A 25,515-nucleotide genomic window follows, 5' to 3' on the forward strand; every position below is an offset into this window, starting at 1 on the left:
CTGATCAAGCGGGTGGTCGCGGTGGCAGGCGACCCGATGCCGGACGACTACGACCCCCCGCCGGGCACCGGTCCGGCGGCCGGCACGATCATCGCCGCCGGCCGGGTCTACGTGCGTGGCGACAACGACCGCAGCTACGACTCACGGGTCTTCGGGCCGATCCCCCTCGAACTCGTCATCGGCCATGTCGTGGCCCGGCTGACACCGGCCTGATAGCGTTTCGCGTCGTGCACTACCTGGACGTCGCCGCGCGTTTCCTGCTCGGTACGGTATTTCTCGTCGCCGTCGTCGGGAAGGTTTCCAGTAAGGCGGCTTTCGCGGCATTCACCGGTTCGTTGACGCGCATGGCGGTGCTGCCGCCGCGCGCCGCCGGTCCGGCCGCGCGGGTCACGGTGGTCCTCGAGGCGCTCACCGTCGTCCTGCTGGCGGTTCCGGTCGAGTTGGCGGCCGCCGCCGGGTTCGTGGTGGCCGGCGGCCTGCTCGCGGCCTTCACCGTCGCCATCGGTCTCAGCCTGCGTACCGGAAACCGCGCGCCGTGCCGGTGTTTCGGTGCGTCCAGCACACCACTCGGACCACGGCATATTGTCCGAAATGGTCTGTTGATCGCGGTCGCCGCGGCCGGGTTGCTCGGCCTCGCCGCCGCCGGCGAGTCCGATCTGGCCGGTACCGTGGTCGCGGCGCTGGCCGGACTCATCGCCGGCGCCGCCGTCGCCGCGCTGGACGACATCGTGGAACTGGTACGGGCATAGCTCAACCGCCCAGGTAAGCCTGGGTTATCGCCGGATCCGCGGCCAGCGTCGCGGCGTCGTCGGACAGGCGCAGCACACCGGATTCCAGCACGTAGGCGCGGTCCGCGACGGCCAGGGCGGCCCGGGCGTTCTGCTCGACCAGCAGCACGGTGGTGCCCTGCTCACGAATCCGGGCGATGGTGTCGAAGATCAGCTCCACCAGCACCGGCGCCAGGCCCATGGACGGTTCGTCGAGCAACAGCAACACCGGGCGGGCCATCAGCGCGCTGGCTACCGCGAGCATCTGCTGTTCGCCGCCGGACATGGTGCCCGCCTTTTGGTCCAGCCGTTCGCGCAGTCGGGGGAACAGCTCCAGCATGGACTCATGGTCGGCCGCGAGGCCTTCGGTGTCGTCGCGCAGAAACCCGCCCAGTTCGAGGTTCTCCCGCACGCTCATCTTCGCGAAGATCTGCCGGCCCTCGGGCGCGTGCGCGATTCCCAGCCGGACGATGTCGTGCGTCGGCAGGGTGTCGATTCGCTTGCCCTGGAAGGAGATCGCGCCACGCCGGGGACGCTGCAGGCCGGAGATGGTCCGCAGGGTCGTGGACTTCCCGGCGCCGTTGGAGCCGATCAGGGTGACGATCTCGCCCGGCTCCACGCGCAGCGAAAGTCCCCGCACGGCGGCGATATTGCCGTAATAGACATGCAGATCGGTCAGTTCGAGCAGAGCGGTCACCGGCGCGCCTCCCGGCCGAGGTAGGCCTCGATGACCTTCGGGTCGGACCGGATGTCCGCCGGACCGCCCTGGGCGATCGTGCGGCCGCGGTCCAGCACGGTGATCCGCTCGGAAACCTCCATCACGACGCTCATGTCGTGCTCGATGATCAGCACGGACACCTCCTTCTCGTCCCGGATCCGCCGCACGATCGCGGTGAACTCGGCGGACTCGCGTGGGTTCATGCCCGCGGTCGGCTCGTCCAGCAGCAGCACCGAGGGCAGCAGCGCCAGGGCCCGCGCCGTCTCCAGCCGGCGCTGGTCGCCGTAGGACAGGTTGCGGGCGTACTCACCGGCCACCGCACCCAGGCCGAAGAACTCCAGTAGCTCCACCGCATCGTCGTGGGCCCGGCGCTCCTCGCGGCGCTGCCGGGGGGTGCCGAGCACGGTCCGGGCGGCGCCGCTGCGCAGCCGCCCGTGCATGGCGACCTTGACGTTCTCCTCGGCGGTCATCAACCCGAACAGCCGGATGTTCTGGAACGTGCGGGCCACCCCGAACCGGGCGATCCGGTGCGCGCCGAGGCCGGTGATGTTGCGCTCCCCCAACGAGATCCGGCCGGTGGAGATCGGGTGCAGGCCGGTGAGCGCGTTGAACAGCGTGGTCTTGCCGGCCCCGTTGGGTCCGATCAGGCTCACGATCCCCCCGGCCGGAACGTCCAGGCTGACCGCGTCCACGGCGACCAGCCCGCCGAAGGCCACCGTGACCCCCTCCGCCCGCAGCGTCTCACCCATCGCGGGTTTCCTTGAGCACCAGCCGGGTCCGCGACTCCGGCAGAAATCCCTCCCGTTTGAACAGCATCATCAGCACCAGGGCCACCCCGAAGATCAGGTAGGTGTTCGCCGGAAAGTTGATGTCCGTGCCGAACGTGTCGTTGAACGCCTCCCCGCCCCGGGCGAGCCCGGTCGAGTTGAACCAGGCCAGGACCAGGGCGCCGACCAGCACCCCCCAGACGTTGCCCATCCCGCCGAGCACCACCATGGCCAGCAACGTGATCGAGATGGAGAAGTTGAACCGGTCCGGCAGCACGCCGTTGACGTGCGTGGCGAACGCGACCCCACCGAGCCCGCCGGCCACCGCGCTCACCGCGTAGGCGGCGAGTTTGGTGCGCATCAACGGAACCCCCATGGCGCTCGCGGCCAGTTCGTCCTCGCGGATGGCGAGCCAGGCCCGGCCCAACCGCCCGGTCCGCAGCCGCAGCGAGATGAACAGCACCAGCCCGGTGAGCACGCAGAAGATCGCGAACTTCTGCGTGAGGTCGAACGGGCCGAGCGGCGCACCGCCGATCTTGATCGGGTCGATCGGCACGATTCCCTTGTTGCCGTTGGACAGGTTGAACCCGCCGATGTCCTCGCCGTTGGTGAACACCTGCGGGATGATCTCGCCGAAGCCCAGCGTCACCAGCGCCAGGTAGTCGCTGCGCAGCCGCAGGGTGGGCGCTCCGATGATCACCCCGAACAGCGCACAGAGCGCGGCCCCGGCGACGAGCACCACGGTGAAGTTGAGGTGGATGCCGCGCACGCCGGCCGCGACCGAGCCGAAGAAGTGCACGTTCTGCTGCAGGAAGAAGGTCGACATGAGCCAGCCCGCCGCGTAGCCGCCGATCGCCCAGAACGCGACGAAACCGAGGTCCAGCAGTCCCGCATAGCCGACCACGATGTTCAGGCCCAGCGCGCACATCGCCCAGACCAGGGCCTCGTTGAGCGAGATCAGCGGGAACCAGCGGTTCACCCAGCCCTGCACCGCCGGGTCCGCCATCGGCAGCAGGTACTCGTAGCACACGTAGACCGCCACCGCCGCGAGCAGGAAGCCGAGCGGCCAGCGCCATCGGGCGAGCACGGCTACACCTTCTCCGCGAGCGGCCGGCCCAGCAGGCCGCCGGGCCGGAACACCATGAGCAGGATCAGGATCGAGAACACCACGGTCTGCGACCACTTCTGGCCCAGCCCGAACGGAAGCCCGTCGTTGAAGCCCTGCACGAGGCCGATCAGCACGCCGCCGAGCACCGCGCCGGTGAGGTTGCCGATGCCGCCCATCACCGCGGCGGTGAACGCGATCAGCCCGAGTTGGAAACCCAGGTCGAACCGGGTGGTTCCGATGACCTGCTGGTACATCACGCCGGCCGCCCCGGCCAGCGCGCCGCCGAGCAGGAAGGTGAACGAGATGGTCCGGTTGACGTTGATGCCGCGCAGCCGGGCCGCGTCCTGGTTCTGCGCGGTCGCCCGCATCGCCTTGCCCCGCTTGGTTTTCTTCACCACCCAGGTGAGCACCAGCAGCACCGGCACGGTCACCGAAACGACGATGAGAAAGGTGTAGTCGATGGTGACCTCGCCGATCCGCACTCCGCCCGGGGGCAGCACGCTCGGCCAACTCTTCTGCGTGGACCCGTTCCACCACAGGCCCACCTGCTGCAACACGAAGCTCATCCCCACCGCGGTGATCAGCGGTGCGAGCCGGGGCGCGCGGCGCAGCCTGCGGTAGGCCAGGAACTCGATGGCCACGTTCACCCCGCCACAGAACGCCATGGTGGCCACCAGGGTCAGCAGGAACAGCAGCCAGGCCGTCCCGCCCGAGGCGGTCTGGTGCAGCACCGTGGTCAGCAGCAGCCCGGAGCACAGCGTGCCGATCATGAACAGGTCGCCGTGCGCGAAGTTGATCAGCTCGATGATCCCGTAGACCAGCGTGTAGCCCAGCGCGATCAACGCGTACAGCGCGCCGTTGGACAGCCCCAGGATGGCCGAGTTGAAGAACTGCGCGGGCGCGTGCACGAGGTTGGCCACCAGCCAGACCGCACCCAGCGCCAGCAGGAGCACCAGCACGGCCCGCATCGCAAGCTGGCGCAGCCGCACGCCCGGCCGGACCGCGACGGCGGCCGGCCGGGACTCGGTTCGCAGTACGGTGTCGGTCATCGGCGGTCAGGCGACCGTGACCGGCCAGGCCTTGTGGAAGGCCTCCTTGTTGTCTTTCATGATCAGCACCGAGATGTCCCGCACGTTGACGTCGCCGGTCTTCGGTTCGATCTTCACGTCCTTGCCCAGCATCGAGGTGGACGCCGGGATCGTGATGCCCTCACCGCCGAGCACCTGGTCCCGCACGCTCTTGCGGGTGCCGTCGGACTTCTCGATGGCGGCCATGATCACCTGCAGCGCCTGCACCCCGTAGAGCGCGTAGTTGGTCGCCGGGTCGGCGCCGTACTTCGCCTTGTAGGCGTCCAGGAACTGACCGCCCACCCCGCCGGAGGCCCGCAGTTGTTCGCCCGCCTGGCCGGCGAAGGTCATGTACATGCCCTGTGCCTCGGCCAGCCGGTCCAGGTCCGGGAACCCGGTGAAGCCGTCCGGTCCGATCAGCTTGACCGTGGCGTTGTCGCCCAGGATCCGGACCTTGTCCTTGACGATCTGGCCGCCGTTGTTGTCGAAGATGCCGCCGACGTAGACGCAGTCCGGGTTGCGCCCCTTGAGGTTGGTGAACAGCGCCGTGTAGTTGGGCTGCTTGGCGTCCCAGGCGTCGTTGCCGAGGATCTCGATGCCCTGGCGGCGCGCCTCGTCCGCGAACGCCTTGGCCACGCCCTGGCCGTAGGTCTGGTTGTCGTTGAGCACCGCGCAGCGCTTGACCTTGAGGTCCTTGGCGGTGAACTGGGCGGCCGCGGTGCCCTGGTAGTCGTCGGTGGTGATCACGCGCGCGAAGTTGCGCTGCCCGGTGGGATAGAACTTGTCCGGCTCACCGGGATCCCAGGGCTTGGTCAGGCCCGGGTTGGTGTTGGCGTGCGAGATCATCAGCAGCGGGCCGCTCGGATCCTGGTTCAGCACCGGAACCTCGATCTTGGCGCAACCCGAGTTGTAGGTGCCCATCACCGCGACCTCGCGGGCGTTGCCCACATGGTCCTGGGCGTTCTTGGCGCAGGTCGCGTCGTCCCAGGAACCCTTGGCCGCCGTCGAGTCGTCGTACACCTTCAGCTCGATCGCGAACCTGCCCGCCTTGCCGCCGCGCTGCTCCAGATAGAGCCGCATCGCGTTGACGGTCGCCTCCGAGGCGTCCTTGGACGCGCCCTGCAGCGGCAGGTCGATGCCGACCACGAGCGTCTCACCCCCGCCCTCGCCGCTGGTCCCGTCGCCGCAGCCGCTGAGCACCAGTGCCGTGGCCAGCACCCCGGCGAGCGCGGTCGAATTCCGGAATGGCGAACTCCTACGCATGGTCCATCTCCCGCCGCAGTAGGCCGATGTATGGGACCTCAGTGGCGCCGGGGTTGATAAGCAACCGCCCCGCGCGGCGGTTATCAATCCAGCGCTTGCCGGTCCGCGGGCCCTGCTTCTAACGTCGGGATGGCACCGTGGCCGGAGAGGGGGATCCGTTGGGTCGTCGGGAAAGTCCGGTGGATCCGAACGCCGGCCCCGGGCAGCGCTTCGCCTGGGAGCTGCGGCGGTTGCGGCAGGCCGCGGGCACCCCCACGTATCGCGCGATGGCAGCGCGGGTGGCGTACTCGGCGCCCGCGCTCTCCCAGGCCGCCGCCGGCGAGCGGCTGCCCTCGCTGCCGGTCGTGCTGGCCTATGTCCGGGCCTGCGGCGGCGACACCGGCGAGTGGACGCTGCGCTGGCGCCGGGCCGCACAAGAGGTTTCCGAGGCGGCGTGCGCGGCGGACGAGAGCGGCGCGGCCGCGCCGTTTCCCGGCGCGCGACCGTTCGAGACCGCGGAGACCGGCTGGTTCTTCGGCCGGGACCGGCTCATCGCCGACCTCGTCGAGCTGACCGGCCGGCATCCGTTCGTCGTGCTGGCCGGGACATCCGGGTGCGGCCGGACCTCGCTGCTGCGGGCCGGTCTCGTGCCGCGGCTTTCCGGGCCGGTGCTGGAGATCGCGCCCGGCGGTCACTGCCCGCCCGGCTGGAGCGGAACCCTGGTCGTCGACCGGTTCGAGGAGCTGCCCGGCCTGCGGGCCGCCGACCGCGCCGCCCTCCTCGCCGTGCTGGACAGCGCGCGGCGAGGCGACCGCGGGCTGCGCGTCGTGGTCGCGATCCGCGCCGACCGGGCTGGCCATCCCGACCTGGCCGAGCTGCTTTCCGGACCGCGACTGGACATCGAGCCGCCCGGCCCGGCCGAGCTGCGCGAGATGATCGTGAAGCCGGCCGCCGCCGAGGGTCTGATCGTCGAGCGGACGCTCACCGCCACGCTCATCGAGGAACTGGCCGAGGCGCCGGGTGGGCTGGCACTGCTCGCCGGGGCGTTGCGGGAGACCTGGCGGCGCCGGCGCGGCCGGGCGCTGACGGTGGACGGATACCGGGCCGCCGGCGAGATCTCCGGCATCCTGGCCGGAGCCGCCGAGGAGGTCTACGCCCGGCTGGACCTGGCCGCCGCGACGCCCGCGCGGTGCCTGCTGCAGCGCCTGATCACACCCGGCGACGGCACCCCGGACACCGCACGGGCGGCCGCGCACGACGAGCTGGCCGACGTGCCGCCTGCCGTGCTCGACCAGTTGGCCGCCGCCCGGCTGATCACCATTGCCGGCGACACGGTGCGGCTGGCCCACCCGGCGCTGATCACCGCCTGGCCCCGGCTGCACGGCTGGCTGGAGCACGACCGCGACCGGCTGCGCTTCCTGCGCGAGCTGACCGACGCCGCCGGCGAGTGGGAGCGGCTCGGACGCGACCCCGGCGCGCTGTTCCGGGGCGTCCGGCTGGCCCGGGCGCGGACCTGGATGGCGCGCAGCACCCGGCGCGGCGAGCTGACCCCGGCGGAACGCGAGTTCGTCCGGCACAGCATCCAGGCCGACGAACGGGAGTCCGCGCTGCACCGGCACCGGGCCCGGCGGGTTCGCGCCCTGGCCATCGCCGCGACGGTGCTGCTCATCTGCGCGGTCGCGGGAGCGGCCATCGCGGTCCGCGAGCAGAGCCAGGCCAGTGCCAAGGGCCGGCTCGCCCTGTCCCGCCAACTCGCCGCGCAGGCGCAGGCGGCCGCCACCGGCGACGTCGCCGAGGCGGTCCGGTACGCCCTGGACGCCCTGCACGCCTACCCGTCGGCCGAGGCCCGCAGCGTGCTGCTCACCCTGGCCGGCCGGCCCAGCTACCACGCGCAGTTCGCCGTCCCGTTCGGTCATCCGGCCGAGCTCGCGGTCAGCCCGCACGGCGACCTGCTGGTCGCCCGCGACCCGCAGCGTGGTGTGCTGCTCTGGGATCCGCGCACCTTCGCCGCGCTCGGCGCGCTGCCGGACAGCATCGCCGCCAGTCAGGGACCCGAGGCCGGCCAGCCCGCGATCTCCTTCAGCGCCAACGGAAAACTGCTCGCCACCGGCTCGGGCTCCGGGCGGGTGGTGGTCTGGGACGTGGCCACCCGCACGCCGGTCGCCCGGCTGCTCGGACACCAGCCGGGCGCCACCGCGGCGGCGCTCAGCCCGGCCGGCGACCTGCTCGCCACCAGCGGCGCGGACGGCCGGCTGCGGTTGTGGAACCCGGTCGGCGGCACCGACCGCGGCGCGCTGCCCGGCACCGACTGGACGCCGGCCTCGCTGCGGTTCAGCCCGGACGGGCGGCTGCTGGTGGGCAGCAGGCGGGACGGCTCGCTGGTGCTGTGGGACGTGCCGGCCCGGCGGCAGGTGGCGCGGCTGGCCCTGGCCCGTGGCGCGCTGCCCGGGGCGGTGTTCTCGCCGGACAGCCAACTGCTGGCGGCGGCCGATGGCGCGACCGTCGTGCTGTGGGACACCACGACCTTCGGTTCGAAGGTGCTCCCCGCCACCGGCCAGCATCTCGCGTTCGTCCCGGGCCGCCCGGCCATGCTCGCGGTCGGCCGGGACACCGAGGTGATGCTGTGGGACGTCGAGGGTGAGCAACTGCTCGCCACGCTCTCGGCGGGCATCCCGAACCCCGTGCACGGCCTCGCGACCAGCCCGGACGGGCGCACCATCCTGGCCGCCACCGACTCCACGATCGTTGCCTGGCAACGGGACTGGCTGCCACTGCTCGGCCACACCAGCCCGGTGGCGGACGTCGCGGTGGACCGGCGCACCGGCAACACCGTCTCCGCCGGGGCCGACCGCCTGTTGCGGCGCTGGAGCCCACGCGGTGAACCGGTCAGCTCACCGCTGCCGGAACCGTTGGTACAACAGGTGCTCAGCCGCGACGGCAGCCGGCTGGCCACCACCGGGGACGCCGGAACGGTCGCGGTGTGGGACACCGCGCACACCGCGGCGCCGGTCGCCACGGTGCCGGGGCCGGGATCCGGGCGGTCCCTGGCCATCGCGCTGAGCATGGACGGGCGGCTGCTGGCCGTCGCCGGCGACCACGGGACCACCGTCTGGGACGTCTCGTCCGCCCAGCCGGTGCGGCGCGCCGCGCTCGCGGTCACGGCGCTGAGCCTGGCGTTCAGCCCGAACGGCCGGCACCTGCTGACCGGCTACCTCGACGTGGCGGTCTGGGACACCGCCAGCTGGACGGTCACCGCGCGCTACGCCGGTCTCGGCACGCCCGCGCTCGGCGTCGCGGCCGGCCCGGACGCCCGGCGGGTGGCCGCGATCGGCTCCGACGGGGTGGTCGCGGTGTGGGACCAGAACGCCAACCCGGCCGAGCCGGTCCGGCCGCGCGGGCTCAACGGCCAGGTCCGCGCGGTCACGTTCAGCCCGGACGGGCGGCTGCTGGCGGCGGGCGGGGAGGACCGCACGGTCGCCGTGTGGGAGGCGGCCACCGGCGAGACCTGGGCCAGCCTGACCGGTCACCGGGCCCGGATCAACGCCCTGGCCTGGTCGCCCGACGGCGGCACGCTGTTCTCGGCCAGCTCGGACAACACCATCACGCCCTGGCCGGTGCACACCGCGGCCGCCACCGCCCGCCTCTGCCAGGCGTTGCGCTTCGCCTTCCCGCCCGGCCCACCCACCCCGGCAAGCTGCGCCTAGCCCCTGTTTCGGAGGTGCTCCGACCAAAGCGACCAGCTGCGCGCGACCCGGCCGAAGGCCCGGATCTGTGGCGGCAGGCCGCCCAGCCGCCAGGCCGGCGATGCGCGGCGACACCGGCCGGCCGGAGGCCGGCAGGCGCCGGCCTCCGGCCGGTTTGGGTGGCCTCGGCGGATCGTTGATCCACCTCGCTCCGCGGCAAGCTGATTATTGGATCAGGGGGGAACCTTCACCGAATCTCCGCCGCCCAGTCGAGCAGGCGGTGCAGTGCGGGATCGGTGGGGACGGGGGCGATGCCGGGCCGGCCGAGGGCTACTTCGCCGGTGGTGCCGTCGATGGTGAGCAGGGCGCCTTCGGCGATGGTGCGGGTGGGGGTCCGCACGGCGGCGGGGGTGACGGTGAGGTCGGTGGCCCCGACCACGGCCGGTTTGGCCAGGCCGCGGGCGACGACGGCGGCATGGCTGGTGGGACCGCCGGTCGCGGTGACCACGCCGGCGGCGGCGGCCAGGCCCGGCAGGTCCAGCGGCGAGGTGTGCGGGCGGACCAGGATGACCGGACCGGCGGCCGCCATCCGCACGGCCGCCCCGGTCGTGGTGGCCACCCGGCCGGTGGCCACGCCGGGGCAGGCCCCCAGACCACGGGTGAGCAGTTCCCGCGTGCCGGTCAGTTCCAGGCGTGGGGTGCGGGCGGATTCGAGTTGGCGTGCGGAGATCCGGCGCACGGCCGTGCGCCGGTCGATCACGCCGGCGTCGGCCAGGTCCACCGCGACCCGGACGGCGGCGCGGGCGCCGAGGCCGCCGGGCCGCACCTGGAGCAGCCACAGCCGGCCCGCCTCGACGGTGAACTCCACCGAGCAGGCGTCCCGGTAGTGCTCCTCGAGCCGGGCCAGGGCGGCCAGAAGTTCCTTCCATGCCACGGGTTCCCGGCCGGCCAGCTCGGCGAGGGGCCGGGTGGCCGCGGTGCCGAGCACCACATCCTCGCCCTGGCAACCGAACAGCACCTCACCGAACGGGACCGGCTCGCCGGTGTTGGGGTCGCGGCTGAACGCCACGCCGGCCCCGCTGCGGGCGTCCCGGTTGCCGAACACCATGGCTTGCACGGTGACCGCGGTGCCCAGCTCGTCCGGGATGCCGTGCAGCGCACGGTAGGTGCGGGCGCGCGGCGCGTTCCAGGAGGCGAAGACGGCGCGGACGGCCAGGTCCAGCTGCTCTGCCGGGTCGTCCGGTACCGGGCCGGCGGCCGCCGCGGCGAAACCGGCGAGCAACCGCCGGCGCGAGTCGTGCGCGAAGGCCGGGTCGCCGGTCTCGGCGGCCAGCCCCGCGGTCGCCGTCTCGGTCAGCCCGAGGTCGAGGACCGTGCTCATCATTCCCGGCATGGACACGCTCGCACCGGAGCGCACCGACACCACCAGCGGCCGCGCGGCCGCGCCGAAACCCCGGCCGGTAACGGCTTCCAGCTCACCGACGGCCACCGCCAGCTCGCGCCGCAGGCCGTCGGGCAGCCGCCCGTCCCGCAGGAACGCGCGGCACGCCCCGGTGCCGACGACGAACCCCGGCGGCACCGGCAGGCCCAGCCGGTGCAGCTCGACCAGGCCGTAAGCCTTGGCGCCCACCAGGTCCGCGCTCACCTCGGCGTCCGCGGACAGCCGGTGGACCCACCTCATCGCGGGATCCCCAGCGTGACAAGGAGATCCTCGTGCAGCTGGAACCACACCGAGTGGTACGACGCCAGGTCGTTGGTCACGAAGTCCAGCTCGCCGGCCCGGGCCCGGGTGAGCGCGGCGGTGAGCCGGACCCGGTACCGCTGGAACCGGGGCAGCAGGGCGGAAAGGTCCGCGCACACGACGCCCACGCGCCGGTCGAGGTCGGCCAGCCGGTCGAGGACCAGGGCGTCGTAGCCGGCGTCGGCGTGGTCGTTCGGGGTCACCACGCCCTCCTCCGACCGCAGCTGCCATGCCGAGCACAGGTCCAGCAGCTCCGGGTTGAGCTCGAGAAACTCCTCGTAGGCGACGGAAACCGGGACTCTGGCGCCGGCCGCGTCCAGCTCGGCGGAGATCCGTTCGGCGTCGGCGGTCCGGCCCGCCTCGGTCAGCCCCCAGCCGCCGAAGGCGCCCGAGGTCTTGGTGACCAGTCCGGCCACCGCCAGGTCGATCAGCTCGGACTCGGTGTCCGGCTGGGCCAGTCCGGCCGCCTCGGCCACCCGTTCCAGCCCGGCGAACCCGATGCAGCGCAGGGAATGCAGCACCAGCAGGTCGGCCGCGGTCATCCTCGTGCTCCGGCCGCCGCGTGGCCGGCGCCGCGCCCGCCGGCCCGGGCGACGATCCGCCCGGCCCGGATGCGCACCGCCGCCTCGGTGTCGTCGGTCGCGGCGACGCCGAGAGCGTGCGCGAGGGCGCCGCCCTCGTCGAGGACCAGCCGCGGCCGGGCGTCCGGGTGGTCCGGGCCGAACACCCGGCAGAGGCAGCCGGCCAGGTCGCCGATCCGCAGCCGCACCAGCCGGCCCAGTTCGGCCGGGTCACCGGTCTGCACGGCGATGGTCACCGCGTCGTCCGGCCGGGCGGCCCGCACGGCTTCCTCGGCCGCGTCCAGCCGGCCGGTGCCGAGGACCGCGACCACCCCGTCGGCGCCCAGCCCGACCGGCCGGCCGGTGCACAGGTCGGGCAGGTCCGCGGGCGGCGTCCAGGCCTCGTCGACGGGTCGCGCCGGCTCGACGAACGGCAGGTGCGGCGGGTCCCAGGCGTCGGCGAGATCGAGACCGGCCAGGTGCTCGGCGGCGCGGACGACGTCGAACGGGTCGCCGAACCCGGGCGCGGTCTCGGCCAGGTGACCGGCGCCGTGCAGCAACGTGAGCACCAGCTCGGCCAGCCGGACCCGCCGGCGGTGCGGGCGGCACGCCTCCAGCGCGAGCCCGAGCAGAACCGCCTCCAGCCGGGCCAGGTTGGCCAGTGCGGCGCGGCCCGGCTCGTCGTCGAAAACCCCGGTGAGCGAGCGCAGCGCCAGGTTCCCGGCGGCGGGGGTGTCCCCGGGCAGGGGCAGCCGGTCCAGCCAGGTCCGGGTGAACGCGCCCACCGCGCCGGCCAGGCCGGACGGCGGGCCCGGCGCCACCGGCCCGGTCGCGCCGTCCACCGCGTCGAGCAGGACCGCCAGGTAGAGCGCGCGCTTGCTCGGAAAGTTGGAGTACACCGCTCCCCTGGTCAGCTCGGCCCGCTCGGCGATCCCGTCGACCCTGGCTTCGCCGTACCCGCGCTGGGCGAACTCCGCCCGGGCGGCGGCCAGCACCGCGGCACGGGTGCGTTGCTGCTGCTGCGTCCGGGTCAACCGCACCATCGCCGCTCCCTACTCGAAGACTATGACCATTCAGATGTTAGCATCATCCGAGTGGCTGTCCGCGACCACGATGACCACCTTCGCGCGGGCGTGTTCGTCCTCCAGGTAGCGGATCGCCTCCACCGTCTCCGCCAGCGGGTAGCTGCGGTCGATCACCGGTTTGACCTTGCCGGACTCGATCAGGTCACGCAGCGTCGCCAGGTTCTCCGTGCCCTGTCTGGCGGACAGGACCTGCACCCGGTGGCGCAGGAACGGGGCGAGCAGCCGGGCCTTCATGATCAGACCCATCGGGCCGACCACGCTGCCCCCGGTGGACACGCCGCCGCCGGAGAGCACCAGCCGACCCTTCGGGCGCAGCGCCCGCCGCAGGTCGGCCAGCGACCGGTTGCCCACCAGGTCGAACACGAGGTCCTGGCCCGGCGCGGTGCGGGCGAAGTCCTCCCGCAGGTAGTCGACGATCCGGTCGGCGCCGAGCGAACCGACCAACTCCACGTTGCGGTGGCTGCACACCGCGGTCACCTCCGCGCCGAACGCCTTGGCGATCTGCACGGCGAACGTGCCCACCCCGCCGGACGCCCCGTTGATCAGGACCCGCTGGCCCGGCTGGACATCGCGCAGACCCAGCAGCGCGGTGTTGCCCGCCATCGGAACCGCGGCCGCCTGGGCGAAGGTCAGGTTGGCCGGCATGGTGTCCACCACGCCCTCCTCGGCGCACACGTAGTCGGCGAACGTGCCGCGCGCCTCGCCGTACACCTCGTCACCCGGCCGCAGCCGCGTCACGTCCGGGCCCACGGCGGCCACCCGGCCGGCGAAGTCGACGCCGCGGATCTTCGTCCGGGGCGCGCCGAGCCCCATCATGCCCCGGGCCAGGTACGGGTCGCCGCGCATGTAGTGCCAGTCCGCCGCGTTGACCGCCGCCGCGTGCACCCGCACCAACACCTCGGCGCCGCGTGCCGCCGGCCGGTCAACCTCGGTCAGCCGCAACACGTCCGGCGGTCCGTACCGGTCCTGCGTGATCGCTTTCATGACGTTTCCCTCCTTGGTTTCGAATGATCAGCTCGGCCACGCCGAGGTTGACCGCCCAGCAGGCGCCGAGCAGCAGCGCCCGGGTCGTGCCGCCGGGCAGTTCGCCGCTGATCGCGCCCAGCGGCAGGAAGACCAGCGCCTGGGTGCCCCCGCCCTGGGCCAGCGCGTAGCCGCGGATCATCCAGGCCCGGTGCCGGGTCACCTCCCGCCGCCGGATCGCGGCGAACGCGATGACGAGCGCGGCGGCCCAGCCCGAGCCGGCCGCGAGCCGGAAGGCGGCCAGCAGGACGCCGTCTCCCGGCGGATGCTCCAGGAACACCGTCAGCCACAACGCGGACAGCGCCCCGGCGAGGCCCAGCGGAACCAGCAGCCGCCCGGCGACGCGATGCCGGCGGCCCCGCGCGCCGAACTGGAACGCGCCGAGTACGAGGAACAGGCTGGCGCAGACGATGTGCAGCAGGACGGGCACGGGCATGGTCTGCATCCGTGCGTCGTCCGCCATCTCGGGCGCGCCGCCGACCATGCTCGACACCCGGGCGGCTCCGACGACCACCGGGAGGAGGCTGAGCAGGACCAGCGCTGCGGGTACCCACTGACGCGATGTCATGCCGAAGATCGTGGCGCTCGCACCGGGTCCGGATCATCGGAAGATGGGCCGCGGCCGGACCGTACTTTCGGCTACTTTTCCTTGGCCGGGCGGCGTGCTCCAGCGCGCACCCGGTTGGTCTCGTAGGCCCACATGGCGACCTCGACCCGGTTCCGGGCGCCGAGCTTGGCCATCAGGCTGGCGATGTGGGTCTTGACCGTGCTCAGCGTGATGTAGCACTCGGCGGCGATCTCGGCGTTCGTCCGTCCACATGCGACGGCGGCGAGGATCTGCTCCTCCCGCTCGGTGAGCGGCTCGATCGGCTGCGCAGGCGCCCCGGCCGGCCCGGTGCCGGCGAACGCCTCGAGCAGCCGGGCGGTGACGCTCGGCGCGATCAGCGCGTCGCCGGCCGCCGCGGCCCGGACCGCCTGGCCGAGCAGTTCGGTACCGGCGTCCTTGAGCAGAAACCCCTTCGCCCCGGCGCGAAGCGCGGCGTAGACGTACTCGTCCAGGTCGAACGTGGTGATCACCACCACGGCCAGCGGGTCGGCGACGTCCGGACCGGCCATGCGTCGGGTGGCCTCGATGCCGTCCACCTCGGGCATCCGGATGTCGAACAGGCACACGTCCGGGCGCAACCGCCGGGCCAACTCGACCGCGCGCCGGCCGTCGGCCGCCTCGCCGACCACCTCGATGTCCGGTTGGCTGTTGAGGATCATCGTCAGGCCGGTGCGCACGATCTCCTGGTCGTCGGCCACCACCACGCCGATGGTCATGTACCGGAACCGGTCCGCGGCAGCACGGCGGTCACCGTCCACCCCCGGCCGGGGTTCGGCCCGGCCGCACAGGTGCCGCCGAGCAGGTCGGCCCGCTCGATCATGCCGACCAGCCCGTAGCCGGCCGCGCCAGCCGTCGCGGTGTCGCCGTCGTCGCTCACCCGCAGGTGCACCGAGGTGTCGTCGGCCAGGACGTGCACCTCGACCCGGGTCGCGTGCCGGGCGTGCCGGCGGGCGTTGGTGATCGACTCCTGGGCCAGCCGGTAGACCGCCGCGCCGATCGCGGGCGGGATGTCGCCCAGGTCTCCGGCGAGGTGCACCTCGACGGCCGGCAGGTCGCCGTGGTCGGCGAGCCGGGTCAACTCGGCGATGCCCGGGCTGGGCGCAAGCTCGGCCGGCTGGTCGCGGCGCAGGGCCCGCACCATGGTGCGCATCTCGGCCAGGGTGCGGGACGCCTCGGCCTCGATCACCCGCAACGCGTCGGCGGCGGCGTCGGGCGAGGAGCCCATCGTCGCCAGGCCCGCCTGCGCCCGGATGGCCATCGCCGAGACGTGATGGGCCACCGTGTCGTGCAGGTCGCGGGCCAGCCGTTCGCGTTCCAGCAGCTTGGCCCCCTCCAACTCGCGCAAGCGTGCCCGGGCCCGGTACCGCATCGCCGCGCCCAGCGCGACGGTCGCCGACAGCAGGAACAGCCCGCCGGCCGCCTCACCGAGGGTCAGACCGCCGGTCGCCGTCGACAGGACCAGGTGGCCCAGGATGATCGCGCTGCCGAACACCGCCTCCCGCCCGGATCCCCACCGGTACAACGCATACGGCAGGAACAGGACGAAGACCAGCGTGTTCAGGTCGAGCTCGTCGCCGGTCAGCAGCGGGGCGAGCGCGCACACCCCGAACCCGATCGCCACCATCAGCAGCGGCCGGACGCGCCGCCAGAGCAACACCGGCGCCAAGCCGACCGTCACCGCCGCCGACAGCACCGGCGCCGGCAGATCGGTCCGCAGCGCGGTTTCCACGATCGCGGCGACGGCGACGATCCCGGCCAGCGCCCAGTCCCGCCACCCCGGTCCCGGCGCGCTGGCCGGCCGGGGCTCGGCCCAGACGGATCGGGCTACCTCGAACACCGGCCCATAGTACGAGCCCGGCGGCCGCGATAAATCGGTCCAAAGTACGACCGTTTTCCTCGAAGATCACCGGCATGGAGTTTTTCTGCTATCACCGGGACCGACCCGGCTCCGCGGCGCTGCGCGACGAGCTGGTGGAGGCGCACTGGTCCTACATGGATCGGTTCGCGGCGGAGCTGATCGCCCGTGGCCCCACCTTCGAGGGCGACATCACCACCGGCAGCGTGCACATCGTCGACCTGCCCGACTCCGCCGCCGCCCGCGCGTTCGCCTTCGACGAGCCCACCTACCAGGCCGGCGCCTACCGGGACGTGCTGATCCGCCGGTGGCGCAACCTGCTCGGCCGCACCATGTGGGAGTTCCCCGGCGGCCGCACCGGCGGCAACCGGTACCTGGTCCTGGGCCTCGGCGCGGAGCCGGCCGCCGACCGCACCGTGCCGGCCGACCGGACCGCGCTGGTCGCCTACGGGCCGCTGCTGTCCGACGACGGCACCGCCTGGCTCGGCACCGCCGTGCTGCTCCAGGCGCCGGACCCGGACACCGCCCGCGCCGTGCTCACCCCGGACCGCTACGCCGCCATCGAGGTGCACAACTGGGAGTTCGGCGGTCGGCGGTGAGCGCGACAACTTGGCCCGATCGTGGGACATGAGCAGGGCTACCATGGGTAGTGGTGCGTCAAGAAGCCGGCGTTTACCCCGTTTACGTCTGTACGAGTGACGTGGAGACCCGTGTGGATCTGGATGTCGATGGCGCACTCGCTCGCGGGTTGCGCCGTTATGTGGCCCTGGTAGCCGGGGCACTGGGGCTGAGCGGGCCGGGCTGGACGGTTCAGCTCGACCCACCGGCCAGCGCCTATCTGCCGCTGGATCAGCGGTTGCCCGCGTTCCCCGGCCGTGACACCGCGCTGCTCTGGCACGAACTGCACGGCTGGGCCCTCGCCGTGGAGACCGCCCGGGGCCAGGACCTGCAGGTCGTCGCCTACCAGGGGCTCGACGTGCTGCCCACGCCGCGGGGGGTCGCCCAGTTCGCCACCCGGCTGCTCCGGGCCACCGCCGCCCCGGCCGGCCCGGCGAGCCCGCCGCACCTGCGCGCCCTGGACGACGACGTGCTGGCCGACCGGCTGGCCGTCTACACCGGCCAGTCACCCACCCCGCGCGTGGCCGTCCCGTTGACCACCCGCCTGGAGTCGCGCGGCTGCGCCACCGTCCTGCACGTGATCGGCGAGGTCGACATGATCACCGAGGCGGTGCTGCTCGAGGCCGCCACCGAGGCGCTCGCGGGCCGGCCACCGGTCCTTGTGATCGACCTCACCGACGTCACTTTCCTCGCCTCGGCCGGCCTGCACGTGCTCATCGAGACCCACCTGGCCGCCAGGGACACCAGCGTCCGGGTGGTCGCCGCGTCCCGGTGCACCCAGCAGCCGCTGCACGTGACCGGACTGGACACCCAACTGGACATCTATCCGACGCTGCACGACGCCCTCAGCGACACCGTCAGCGAACCGCGCGCCTCCACGTCCTGAGTGGACAGTTCGACCCAGGAACGCCCCGCTCAGCCGGCCCGCTCGCCTTCGCCGCGCTCCACGCAGAACTCGTTGCCCTCGGGGTCGAGCAGGGTCACCCAGCCGCGTCCGTCGGCGGCCCGGTGATCCTCGAACACCGACGCCCCGAGGGCGATGACGCGCTCCACCTCCGCGTCGCGGGTCCGCTCGGTGGGCATCCAGTCGAAGTGCACCCGGTTCTTCACCGTCTTGCCCTCGGGCACCCGGATGAACAGCAGGCCGGGCACCGGCGCGGGCGACTCGAGGAGCACCTCGGCGTCCCCCGGCGCGTCCTCATCGGACACCGCCCACCCGGTCACCGCGCTCCAGAACCTCGCCAGCTCGTACGGCTCGGCACAGTCGATGGTCACATGGCGCAGAATCATGCCGCCAACCGTAGCCCGGCGCGGAACCCTAGGGCTGAGCGGGGATCGGCACCTTGCGCAGCGCGTGCGCGACCGAGAACAGGTTGTGTGCCATCGCCTTTCCGGTCTGCTCCGAGAAGTCGTGGCCGTGGTCGGTGTCGGAGTAGTCCGGACCCGGGCCAGGTCCCATGTTCCAGTAGGTCCAGGACTGACCCGGGACGGTGTAGCCGATGTCGACCAGCGCGCCGGTGATCTCGCTGATCACGTGGTGCGCCCCGTCCTCGTTGCCGGTCACGACCACGCCGGCCACCCGGTTGTAGGCCACCGGCCGGCCCTCGTCGTCGGTCTCGGACAGCATCCCGTCCATCCGCTCCAGTGCCCGCTGCGCGATCGACGACGGCCGGCCGAGCCAGGTCGGCGAGGCGAAGATCAGAATCTCGCAGCCCAGAATCTCCCGGTGCACCTCAGGCCACGGGTCGCCGTCGCCGAGATCGGTCCGCACGCCCGGCGGAATGTCGAGGTCGGCCAACCGGATGGTCCGCACGTCCGCCGAAAGCCGGCGCAGTTCGGTCGCCACCACCTCGGCGAGCCGCCCGGTGTTCGACGGCTCCGGCGACTTCTTCAAGCTGCAGTTCAGAATCAACGCGCGCACGACAGTCCTTCCGTGAGCTGACTGGGGTTGCCGGGTTCGGCTACCCAGCTGAACTCGGTCGAACCTCATCCCCCGAACGGGGATTGACGGCGAACGAACGGGTTAACCCCTATGCGGAACGCAAAATATCCACGAGGAAGGAGGCGGCGTGTCGACCACCGAAACCGGCCAGGTCACAGGAACCACGGACAAGGACTACAACATCATCTGGTTCGTCGAGGCATGCCTGAGCAACGCGTTGCGCCTGGAGAACTACATCCAGGACGCGCAGCGCGAGGGGGACAACGAACTGGCGGACTTCTTCCGCCGGGCACAGGGCGAAAGCCGTAAGGGCGCCGAGCAGGGCAAGGCCATCCTGGCCAAGCGGCTGGGCTGACCGAGACGGCAATTCGTGGGCGGCGGGCTCGCAGGGAGGCCCGCCGCCCACCTCGGCGTTTCGCGGCCTGCGTTAGAGTGGCGGCGGCTGCCAGGAAGCCGCCGGTCCGCGGGAATGGGCTCAGCCCACCTGGGTAGGCGCGGGCGTGTCACCTGTCGTTCTCCTTTCGGCCTGAGCGAGCGGACATCGGGCATACGAGAGGAGGCCGTCGTGTCGACCCTGCCCCTGCCCGACCGTCCCCATCTGGACAGCTTCCGCCGGCAGGCCCGCGATCTGCAGCGCGCCGTGCGGGCCGGCGACCCGGACGCCCGCGCGCGGCTGGCCCGCCACCTTCCCGCCGGGGCGCCGGGGGACGTCACCGGTTTTCGGCTCAGTGCGGCACAGTTGGTCGTGGCCCGCGAGTACGGGTTCGCCAGTTGGCCCCGGCTCGGCCGCTACCTGCGTACCGTCGCCGAACACGGCTGGGAGACCGGGCTCGCGGCGCGTCCCGCGGCCGGTCCGGCGGCGGAGTTCTGCCGGCTGGCCTGCCTGACCTACGGCCGCGAGGACGGCCCGGCGCGCTGGGCGCAGGCCCGGCAACTGCTTGCCGGGCACCCCGAGCTGACCACGAACGACATCTGGGCCGCCGCCGCGGCCGCCCGGCCGGCCGACGTCGGCCGGCTGCTGGCCGAAGATCCCGCGCTGGCGGCGCTGCGGGGCGGCCCGCTGCGCTGGCGGCCGCTGTTCTACCTCGCATACTCGCGGTTCGACCCGGCCGTGCCGGCCGAGCAGGTGCTCGCGGTGGCCCAGCAGCTGCTCGACGCCGGCGCCGATCCGAACGACGGCTACCTGTTCGACGCGCTGCCGTGCCCGTTCACGCTGTTGACCGGGGTGTTCGGCCATGGCGAGTTGGGAGTGGCCCGCCAGCCCCGGCACCCGCACTGGCGGGCGCTCGGCCGGCTGCTGCTCGACGCCGGCGCCGACCCCAACGATGTGCAGACGCTCTACAACCGGATGTTCGAGCCGGACGACACACATCTGGAGCTGCTGTTCGAGTACGGGCTCGGCGCCGGCGACGGCGGCCCGTGGTGGCGGCGCATCCCCGAGCTGGGGTCGCCCGCACGGTGGCTGCGGGTTCTGCTGCGCTGGGCGATCGAGCACCACCAGCGCGCCCGGGTGCGCCTGCTGGTCGAGCATGGTGTCGACTTCCGCTCGCCGTTCGAGGGTGACGGGCCGGCCTGGAGTCCCGGCGACGGCCACACCCCGGTCGAGCTGGCCCAGCAGTACGGCGACACCGAGATCGCCGGCTACCTGCTCGCCCAGGGCGCCCCGCCGCCCGCCCCGGACCCGGTGCGCGAGCTGATCGCCGCGGCCTTCCGGGCCGACGAGTCCACGGTGGACCGGATCCGCGCCGAGCACCCCGACACGGTGGCGGCGGCCCGCCGCGACCGGCCCGGCCTCATGGTGTGGGCGGCGACCCAGGCGCCCGTCCACACGGTGACGCTGCTGGCTGCCCTCGGCTTCGATGTGAACGCCTACGGGCGGGGCGACGCACCGGTCGAACAGGCCTGGGAAACCGCGCTGCACCACGGCGCGGTGACCGGCAACGTCGAGCTGACCCGCCTGCTGCTCGACCTCGGCGCCGACCCCGACCTGCGCGACCACCGGTTCGACGCCACCCCGCTGGACTGGGCCCGGCACTTCCACCAGCCGGCAACCATCGCCCTGCTCGAACCCCTCACGACCCAGGACCACTGACCACAAAAGACCGGCCGGGACGCTGCGCGCGTCCCGGCCGGTCCGAACCGTCCTGCGGATCTATTTGAAGGCGTCCTTGACCTTCTCCACCGCCTGCTTGAGGGAACCCTTCGCCTTCTCGACCCGGCCTTCGGCTTCCAGGTCCTCGTCGTCGGTGATCCGGCCGGCCGTCTCCTTGGCCTTGCCCTTGAGCTCGTCGGCCTTGGCGTCGAACTTGTCGTCCGTACTCATCGAATCCCAACCTCCTTCCGTTGTCTGCAGAGTTGCCCACGGGTCGCGGCCCCAAACCCCCTATTCGCGTAGCAGCCGCAGCACTGCCTGTTCGATGTCCTCGCGTTTGCCGCTGGGCGGGTCGATGGTGTGACCGTCGGCGTACTGGTCGATGACCCGGGGGTCCACGTAGGACCGGCGGGCCACCGCCGGGGTGTTGCCGAGTTGTTCGGCGACCGCCCGCATCACCGCCGCCTCGGCGCGTTTGTGCGCCCGCTTCGAGGTGGCCGGGTCCTGTCCGGCGAACTCGGCGGCGGCCAGCACGGTCGCCGTCCAGGTCCGCATGTCCTTGACGGTGAACCGGTCCCCGGCCAGCTCCTTGAACCGCTCGTTGACATCGCGGGCGGTCAGCTCATGCCGAGCCCCGCGGCCGTCGCGGTAGACGAACAACCGCTCGTCGTCGGACCGGCCCCGGCGCAACGCCGCGACCAGCCGGGCCAGCTCCGGGTCGCGGATCACCGCCACCCGCTCGACCCCGCTCTTGGCCGGGAACCGGAACCGCAGCTCCCCGCCGCGCAACCGAACATGCCCGCGCAGCAACGTGGTGACCCCGTGCGAGTCGTTCTCCTCGGCGTACTCCTCGCCACCGGTCCGGAACACCCCGCGATCCAGAATCCACAGTGCTCCGGCCAGCACCCGCTGCTGCGTCAACCCGGGCGAGACCAGATCGTCCCGGATCTTCTTGCGAACCACCGGAAGCCGCTCGGCGAGCTCCAACACGCGGTCGTGCTTCTCGGCGTCGCGCCGTTTGCGCCACTCCGTGTGGTACAGGTACTGCTTGCGCCCGGCGTCGTCGAAACCGACCGCCTGGATGTGTCCGTTGGGGTACGGGCAGATCCACACGTCCCGCCAGGCCGGTGGGATCACCAGGCCCCGGATGCGTTCCAGCGTCTCGGCGTCGACCGGGTTGCCCTCGTGATCCAGGTAGGTGAACCCGCGTCCGCGCCGAAGCCGCCGGACGCCCCGGGAGCCGCAGTCGCTACGTCGTAACCGCACGGCTGGTTCAGCGACCGAGGGCCTTGGCGAGCTGGCTCTTGGTCATCTTCGACCGGCCCTTGATGTTGCGCTTCTTGGCCTCGTTGTAGAGCTGGTCGCGGGTCGGGCCCTTCGGACCCTTCTGCCCGGAGCGCTGGCCGCCGCGCCGCTGCGGGGAGGTGTCCTGTGTGGAGCTCCTGCTCGACTTCTTCGCCTCCCCGGACTGCGCCCGGTTCTTGTTCACCGTGCGGGCGGCGATCTCCTCGGCCCGGTCGGTCGACGCGCCCCGGTCCTTGGCCGAGGACTTGATGTGCTGATACTGCCGTTCGCGCTTGTCACTCCATGCCTTCGGCACGACACACCTCCTTGTCGGATGACGACGGATACCCATCCCGTGGGGTGTCCATGCGGTCCGATCGGGGTATGTCTGCCGCATGAGCGCGAGCGGACCCGGATGAGCACCACGATGGGCGTGGAGGAGGAGTTCCTGCTGATCGACCCGGCCACCGGGGCGCCGGTCGACGCGGCGTGCCGGGTGCTGGCCCGGGCCGACCACCCGAACGCCCCGGAAGCGCTGCTCCAGCCCGAACTGCTGCAGTCCCAGGTCGAGTCGGCCACCGGGATCTGCCGCACCCTGGCCGAGGTCCGCGCGCAGGTCGGTGCGGGACGCCGGGCGCTGGCGGCCGCGGCCGGGACGGAAGGGCTGTGGCTGGTCTCCACCGGCACGCCGGTCTGCCCCGGCGCAGCGCCGTCGGCCAGCCCCGGTGCGCGGTTCGCCGAGATCATGCGGACCTACGCCGGGGTGGTGGCGGAATACCAGTGCTGTGGCTGCCATGTGCACGTCGGGGTGCCGGACCGGGAACTGGCCGTCGCGGTGCTGAACCACCTCGCGCCCTGGCTGCCGACCCTGCTGGCGCTGTCGGCGAACTCACCGTTCGAGTGCGGCCGGGACACCGGCTACGCGAGTTGGCGGATCGTGACCCAGTCCCGGTTTCCCGGGTTCGGGACCGCGCCCTGGTTCGGCTCGGCGGCCGACTACGACCGGCAGGTCGACGCGCTGGTGGACTGCGGCGTGCTGGCCGACGCGCACCAGTCGTTCTGGCTGGCCCGGCTCTCCTCCCGGTTCCCCACCGTGGAACTGCGGGTGGCCGACGCGGCCGCAACGGTGACCGAGGCGGTGCTGCAGGCGGCGCTGTCCCGGGCGCTGGTGCACACCGCGCTGGCGGCGCTCGCGACCGGCCGCGAGGCCCGGCCGGTGAACGCCCAACTGGCCGCGGCGGCGGTGTGGACCGCCGCCCGGTACGGCCTGCGCGGGCCCGGAGTGCACCCGGGCACCGGCCGGCAGGCGCCGGCCACGGACCTGCTCGCCGAACTGGTCGCGTGGGTCGAGCCGGCGCTGACCGAAAGCGGCGACCTGACCACCGTGCGGGCCGCCCTGGCGACCCTGACCGCCGAAGGAACCGGCGCCGACCGGCAACGCCGCGCCGCGGGCGCCGGGCCGCTCGGCGTGCTGCGCATGTTGTCCGAACAGACCCGGGAGACGGTGTGACCGCCCAGCTACTCGCCCAGTCCGTGCCGCTGCTGCCGCAGCCGCGCGGGCCACTGTCCGACGCGGTGATCGCCACCCTGCGCCGCGACCCGCCACCCCGGGTCGCGCTGCCGGCGGTGACCGGGGCCGACCCGTACGGGGAGGACCTCACCCTCGCCCTGCACGTCTGCTACGAACTGCACTACCGGGGTTTCCGGTCGGTGCGGGCGGACTGGGAGTGGCAGCCCGACCTGCTGGCGCTGCGCGCCGAGCTGGAGCGGGTGTTCCTGGACGCGGTGCGCGACGACGTGCCCGGCGGTGCCGACGTGGCCGCGACGCTCGACCCACTACTGGTCGAGCCGGTGCCCGGCGACGGGATCTCGCACCGGCTGCGCGACGAGGGCACCCTCGAGCAGGTCCGGGAGTACTTCGTGCACCGCTCGATCTACCACCTCAAGGAGGCCGACCCGCATGCCTGGGTCATCCCCCGGCTGTCCGGGCGGGCCAAGGCCGCGCTGGTGGCGGTGGAGTTCGACGAGTTCGGCGGCGGGCACGCCGACCGGGTGCACGCCCAGCTCTTCGCCGACCTGCTGGCCGCCGCCGGCCTGAACCCGGGCTACCTGCACTACCTCGACGTCGTGCCGGCACCGGCTATCGCGACGGTGAACCTGATGTCGCTGTTCGGACTGCACCGCGCGCTGCGCGGCGCACTGGTCGGGCACTTCACCGCCGCCGAGATCACCACCGCGCCGAGCGCCTACCGGATGTCGCTGGCGCTGCGCCGGTTGGGTCTGCCGCAGGCGTGCATCCGGTTCTACACCGAGCACATCGAGGCCGACGCCGTGCACGAACAGGTCATGCGTCGCGACGTCGTCGGCGACCTGCTCGACCGCGAACCCGACCTGGCCGCCGACGTGGTGCTCGGGGTACAGGCCACGGAACTGCTCGAGGAGCGGCTGGCCACCCACCTGCGCACCGCCTGGGACGCCGGTACCACCTCACTGCGCCGGCCCCTCGGCTGACGGGCGGTCGGTACGGACCCGGGGGCGGTGGCTGGTGTCGCACAGGGGATAGCGCTTGCTGCGCCGGCAGGTGCAGATCGCCACCATGAACCGGTCCGACCGCACCCGGGTGCCGTCCGGCAGGACCAGATCCACCGGCCCCGCCACCAACTCCGGCCCGTCAGGCTGCGCGTTCGGTGCGGTCACCGCGGATCACCACCAGTTCCTCGTGCCGTTGCCCGGGCGCGATCAACCCCCGCTCGCGCAGAAACTGCGCCCGCGAGCGCAGCACCGGACCGAACGGCACGCTGCGGCGGGCCACCACCGAGGCCTTCAAACCACCGCCGCGCAACTGGTGCAGCGTCCGGTCCACCCCGCACAGTGCCGAGTGGACCATCAGCAGCACGCCGCGCGGTGCGAGCAGCACCGGCGCCAGCGCAGTCACCCGGTCCAGCACGCCCCGCCCGTCCAGGCCGGCGTCCCAGGCCCGCTCCCGGCCCCGGGCCGGCAGGTCCGGACGGGGGCTCGGCACGTACGGCGGGTTCGCCAGCACCACGTCGAACTGCCGCCCGGCCGCCAGTTCCAGGGCGTCGCCCCGGCGCACCCGCACCGGCAACCCGCGCAGCGCCGTGTTGAGCCAGGTGGCCAGCACCGCCGGCCAGGACACGTCGACGGCCAGCACCGAGCCGGCGCCCGCCCGGACGGCGGCCACCGACAGCGCGCCGCTGCCGGCGCCGATGTCCAGCACCGACGCGCCGGCCGGCAACGCCGCCGGTCCGATCTCCTCGGCCAGCAAGGTGGTGTCGTCCTGTGGCCGGTACACCCCCGGCAGTCGCAACAGCATGACCCGGGCTACCTCAACGACG

The 25,515-nt window shown here is 72.8% G+C and carries 28 protein-coding genes; 9 read left to right on the forward strand and 19 right to left on the reverse strand.

Features of this window, described 5'->3' with window-relative positions:
* Positions 1 to 213: S26 family signal peptidase (locus VFO68_RS15955; RefSeq protein ID WP_325159073.1), on the forward strand; the 213-nt coding region annotated here is incomplete at its 5' end.
* A gap of 14 nt (positions 214 to 227) precedes the next feature.
* A complete protein-coding gene (locus tag VFO68_RS15960) occupies positions 228 to 749 on the forward strand; it encodes a MauE/DoxX family redox-associated membrane protein (protein ID WP_325159074.1) in 522 nt (173 codons plus the stop codon).
* A 1-nt stretch (position 750) separates the two neighbouring features.
* Here the strand turns inward: VFO68_RS15960 and VFO68_RS15965 are convergent, their stop codons facing one another.
* Genes VFO68_RS15965 through VFO68_RS15985 form a run of 5 tightly spaced genes read right to left on the reverse strand, consistent with a single transcriptional unit; the run spans position 751 to position 5,690 of the window.
* A complete protein-coding gene (locus VFO68_RS15965; protein WP_325159075.1) occupies positions 751 to 1,464 on the reverse strand; it encodes an ABC transporter ATP-binding protein in 714 nt (237 codons plus the stop codon).
* The gene (locus VFO68_RS15970) at positions 1,461 to 2,234 is read right to left on the reverse strand and encodes an ABC transporter ATP-binding protein (protein WP_325159076.1); all 774 of its coding nucleotides are present in this window, start codon (positions 2,232 to 2,234) and stop codon (positions 1,461 to 1,463) included. Before VFO68_RS15970 ends, VFO68_RS15965 begins: the two co-directional genes overlap by 4 nt.
* Positions 2,227 to 3,339: a branched-chain amino acid ABC transporter permease gene (locus tag VFO68_RS15975; RefSeq protein WP_325159077.1), complete on the reverse strand. Its 1,113-nt coding sequence runs from the start codon at positions 3,337 to 3,339 to the stop codon at positions 2,227 to 2,229. Before VFO68_RS15975 ends, VFO68_RS15970 begins: the two co-directional genes overlap by 8 nt.
* A gap of 2 nt (positions 3,340 to 3,341) precedes the next feature.
* The gene (locus VFO68_RS15980; RefSeq protein ID WP_325159078.1) at positions 3,342 to 4,409 is read right to left on the reverse strand and encodes a branched-chain amino acid ABC transporter permease; all 1,068 of its coding nucleotides are present in this window, start codon (positions 4,407 to 4,409) and stop codon (positions 3,342 to 3,344) included.
* 6 nt (positions 4,410 to 4,415) lie between these two features.
* A complete protein-coding gene (locus tag VFO68_RS15985; protein ID WP_325159079.1) occupies positions 4,416 to 5,690 on the reverse strand; it encodes a branched-chain amino acid ABC transporter substrate-binding protein in 1,275 nt (424 codons plus the stop codon).
* A gap of 179 nt (positions 5,691 to 5,869) precedes the next feature.
* Between VFO68_RS15985 and VFO68_RS15990 the strand changes: the two genes are divergently transcribed.
* Positions 5,870 to 9,373, forward strand: a complete 3,504-nt coding sequence (locus VFO68_RS15990; protein WP_325159080.1) for a hypothetical protein — start codon at positions 5,870 to 5,872, stop codon at positions 9,371 to 9,373.
* Between the two features lie 226 nt (positions 9,374 to 9,599).
* Here the strand turns inward: VFO68_RS15990 and VFO68_RS15995 are convergent, their stop codons facing one another.
* From VFO68_RS15995 to VFO68_RS16025, 7 genes are all read right to left on the reverse strand, one after another.
* Positions 9,600 to 11,033 (reverse strand): pyruvate, phosphate dikinase, encoded by a 1,434-nt coding sequence (locus tag VFO68_RS15995; protein WP_325159081.1) that lies wholly within the window; start codon positions 11,031 to 11,033, stop codon positions 9,600 to 9,602.
* Positions 11,030 to 11,635: a transcriptional regulator gene (locus tag VFO68_RS16000; RefSeq protein WP_325159082.1), complete on the reverse strand. Its 606-nt coding sequence runs from the start codon at positions 11,633 to 11,635 to the stop codon at positions 11,030 to 11,032. Before VFO68_RS16000 ends, VFO68_RS15995 begins: the two co-directional genes overlap by 4 nt.
* On the reverse strand, positions 11,632 to 12,696 hold the full coding sequence (locus tag VFO68_RS16005) for a TetR/AcrR family transcriptional regulator (RefSeq protein ID WP_325159083.1): 1,065 nt from the start codon (positions 12,694 to 12,696) through the stop codon (positions 11,632 to 11,634). Before VFO68_RS16005 ends, VFO68_RS16000 begins: the two co-directional genes overlap by 4 nt.
* Positions 12,697 to 12,726: 30 nt before the next feature.
* Positions 12,727 to 13,722 carry an NAD(P)-dependent alcohol dehydrogenase gene (locus VFO68_RS16010; RefSeq protein ID WP_325159084.1) on the reverse strand — a complete coding sequence of 332 codons (996 nt, stop codon included), beginning with the start codon at positions 13,720 to 13,722 and terminating at the stop codon, positions 12,727 to 12,729.
* Positions 13,661 to 14,329: a DUF2306 domain-containing protein gene (locus VFO68_RS16015; protein ID WP_325159085.1), complete on the reverse strand. Its 669-nt coding sequence runs from the start codon at positions 14,327 to 14,329 to the stop codon at positions 13,661 to 13,663. The genes VFO68_RS16010 and VFO68_RS16015 overlap by 62 nt, the downstream gene beginning before the upstream one ends.
* Positions 14,330 to 14,400: 71 nt before the next feature.
* Positions 14,401 to 15,084, reverse strand: coding sequence for a response regulator transcription factor (locus tag VFO68_RS16020; RefSeq protein ID WP_325159086.1), 684 nt, complete (start codon positions 15,082 to 15,084; stop codon positions 14,401 to 14,403).
* Positions 15,081 to 16,205: a sensor histidine kinase gene (locus tag VFO68_RS16025; RefSeq protein WP_325159087.1), complete on the reverse strand. Its 1,125-nt coding sequence runs from the start codon at positions 16,203 to 16,205 to the stop codon at positions 15,081 to 15,083. The genes VFO68_RS16020 and VFO68_RS16025 overlap by 4 nt, the downstream gene beginning before the upstream one ends.
* Positions 16,206 to 16,279: 74 nt before the next feature.
* Here VFO68_RS16025 and VFO68_RS16030 point away from each other — a divergent pair, with 74 nt between their 5' ends.
* Both VFO68_RS16030 and VFO68_RS16035 read left to right on the forward strand, forming a co-directional pair.
* Positions 16,280 to 16,822, forward strand: coding sequence for a YciI family protein (locus VFO68_RS16030; RefSeq protein ID WP_325159088.1), 543 nt, complete (start codon positions 16,280 to 16,282; stop codon positions 16,820 to 16,822).
* A gap of 113 nt (positions 16,823 to 16,935) precedes the next feature.
* Positions 16,936 to 17,727, forward strand: a complete 792-nt coding sequence (locus VFO68_RS16035) for a DUF6292 family protein (RefSeq protein ID WP_325159089.1) — start codon at positions 16,936 to 16,938, stop codon at positions 17,725 to 17,727.
* A gap of 29 nt (positions 17,728 to 17,756) precedes the next feature.
* On the opposite strand, the gene VFO68_RS16040 is transcribed toward VFO68_RS16035, so the two are convergent.
* Positions 17,757 to 18,131 (reverse strand): VOC family protein, encoded by a 375-nt coding sequence (locus VFO68_RS16040; RefSeq protein ID WP_325159090.1) that lies wholly within the window; start codon positions 18,129 to 18,131, stop codon positions 17,757 to 17,759.
* A gap of 28 nt (positions 18,132 to 18,159) precedes the next feature.
* Positions 18,160 to 18,762 (reverse strand): flavodoxin family protein, encoded by a 603-nt coding sequence (locus VFO68_RS16045; protein WP_325159091.1) that lies wholly within the window; start codon positions 18,760 to 18,762, stop codon positions 18,160 to 18,162.
* Positions 18,763 to 18,910: 148 nt separating this feature from the next.
* On the opposite strand from VFO68_RS16045, the gene VFO68_RS16050 reads away from it, so the two are divergent.
* Positions 18,911 to 19,138 carry a hypothetical protein gene (locus tag VFO68_RS16050; protein WP_325159092.1) on the forward strand — a complete coding sequence of 76 codons (228 nt, stop codon included), beginning with the start codon at positions 18,911 to 18,913 and terminating at the stop codon, positions 19,136 to 19,138.
* 210 nt (positions 19,139 to 19,348) lie between these two features.
* Complete coding sequence (locus VFO68_RS16055) at positions 19,349 to 20,875, forward strand: ankyrin repeat domain-containing protein (RefSeq protein WP_325159093.1); 1,527 nt, start codon at positions 19,349 to 19,351, stop codon at positions 20,873 to 20,875.
* Between the two features lie 60 nt (positions 20,876 to 20,935).
* Here VFO68_RS16055 and VFO68_RS16060 read toward each other — a convergent pair whose 3' ends face one another.
* From VFO68_RS16060 to VFO68_RS16070, 3 genes are read right to left on the reverse strand one after another with little or no spacing between them, the layout of a single operon-like run.
* Positions 20,936 to 21,106 (reverse strand): CsbD family protein, encoded by a 171-nt coding sequence (locus VFO68_RS16060; RefSeq protein WP_325159094.1) that lies wholly within the window; start codon positions 21,104 to 21,106, stop codon positions 20,936 to 20,938.
* A gap of 60 nt (positions 21,107 to 21,166) precedes the next feature.
* On the reverse strand, positions 21,167 to 22,141 hold the full coding sequence (locus tag VFO68_RS16065; RefSeq protein WP_325159095.1) for a DNA topoisomerase IB: 975 nt from the start codon (positions 22,139 to 22,141) through the stop codon (positions 21,167 to 21,169).
* A gap of 7 nt (positions 22,142 to 22,148) precedes the next feature.
* Complete coding sequence (locus VFO68_RS16070; RefSeq protein WP_414635515.1) at positions 22,149 to 22,475, reverse strand: plasmid stabilization protein; 327 nt, start codon at positions 22,473 to 22,475, stop codon at positions 22,149 to 22,151.
* 99 nt (positions 22,476 to 22,574) lie between these two features.
* Between VFO68_RS16070 and VFO68_RS16075 the strand changes: the two genes are divergently transcribed.
* Complete coding sequence (locus VFO68_RS16075; RefSeq protein ID WP_325159097.1) at positions 22,575 to 23,669, forward strand: glutamate--cysteine ligase; 1,095 nt, start codon at positions 22,575 to 22,577, stop codon at positions 23,667 to 23,669.
* Entirely contained in the window at positions 23,666 to 24,670 is a 1,005-nt protein-coding gene (locus VFO68_RS16080) for an iron-containing redox enzyme family protein (RefSeq protein WP_325159098.1), read from the forward strand. The genes VFO68_RS16075 and VFO68_RS16080 overlap by 4 nt, the downstream gene beginning before the upstream one ends.
* On the opposite strand, the gene VFO68_RS16085 is transcribed toward VFO68_RS16080, so the two are convergent.
* Together VFO68_RS16085 and VFO68_RS16090 are read right to left on the reverse strand one after the other, a co-directional pair.
* Entirely contained in the window at positions 24,647 to 24,856 is a 210-nt protein-coding gene (locus VFO68_RS16085; protein WP_325159099.1) for a CDGSH iron-sulfur domain-containing protein, read from the reverse strand. The genes VFO68_RS16080 and VFO68_RS16085 overlap by 24 nt on opposite strands.
* Complete coding sequence (locus tag VFO68_RS16090) at positions 24,831 to 25,493, reverse strand: HemK2/MTQ2 family protein methyltransferase (RefSeq protein ID WP_325159100.1); 663 nt, start codon at positions 25,491 to 25,493, stop codon at positions 24,831 to 24,833. Before VFO68_RS16090 ends, VFO68_RS16085 begins: the two co-directional genes overlap by 26 nt.
* Positions 25,494 to 25,515: the final 22 nt, after the last annotated feature.

This window comes from Actinophytocola sp. (genome assembly GCF_035712165.1).
In the GTDB taxonomy this organism is placed as follows: domain Bacteria; phylum Actinomycetota; class Actinomycetes; order Mycobacteriales; family Pseudonocardiaceae; genus DASYTH01.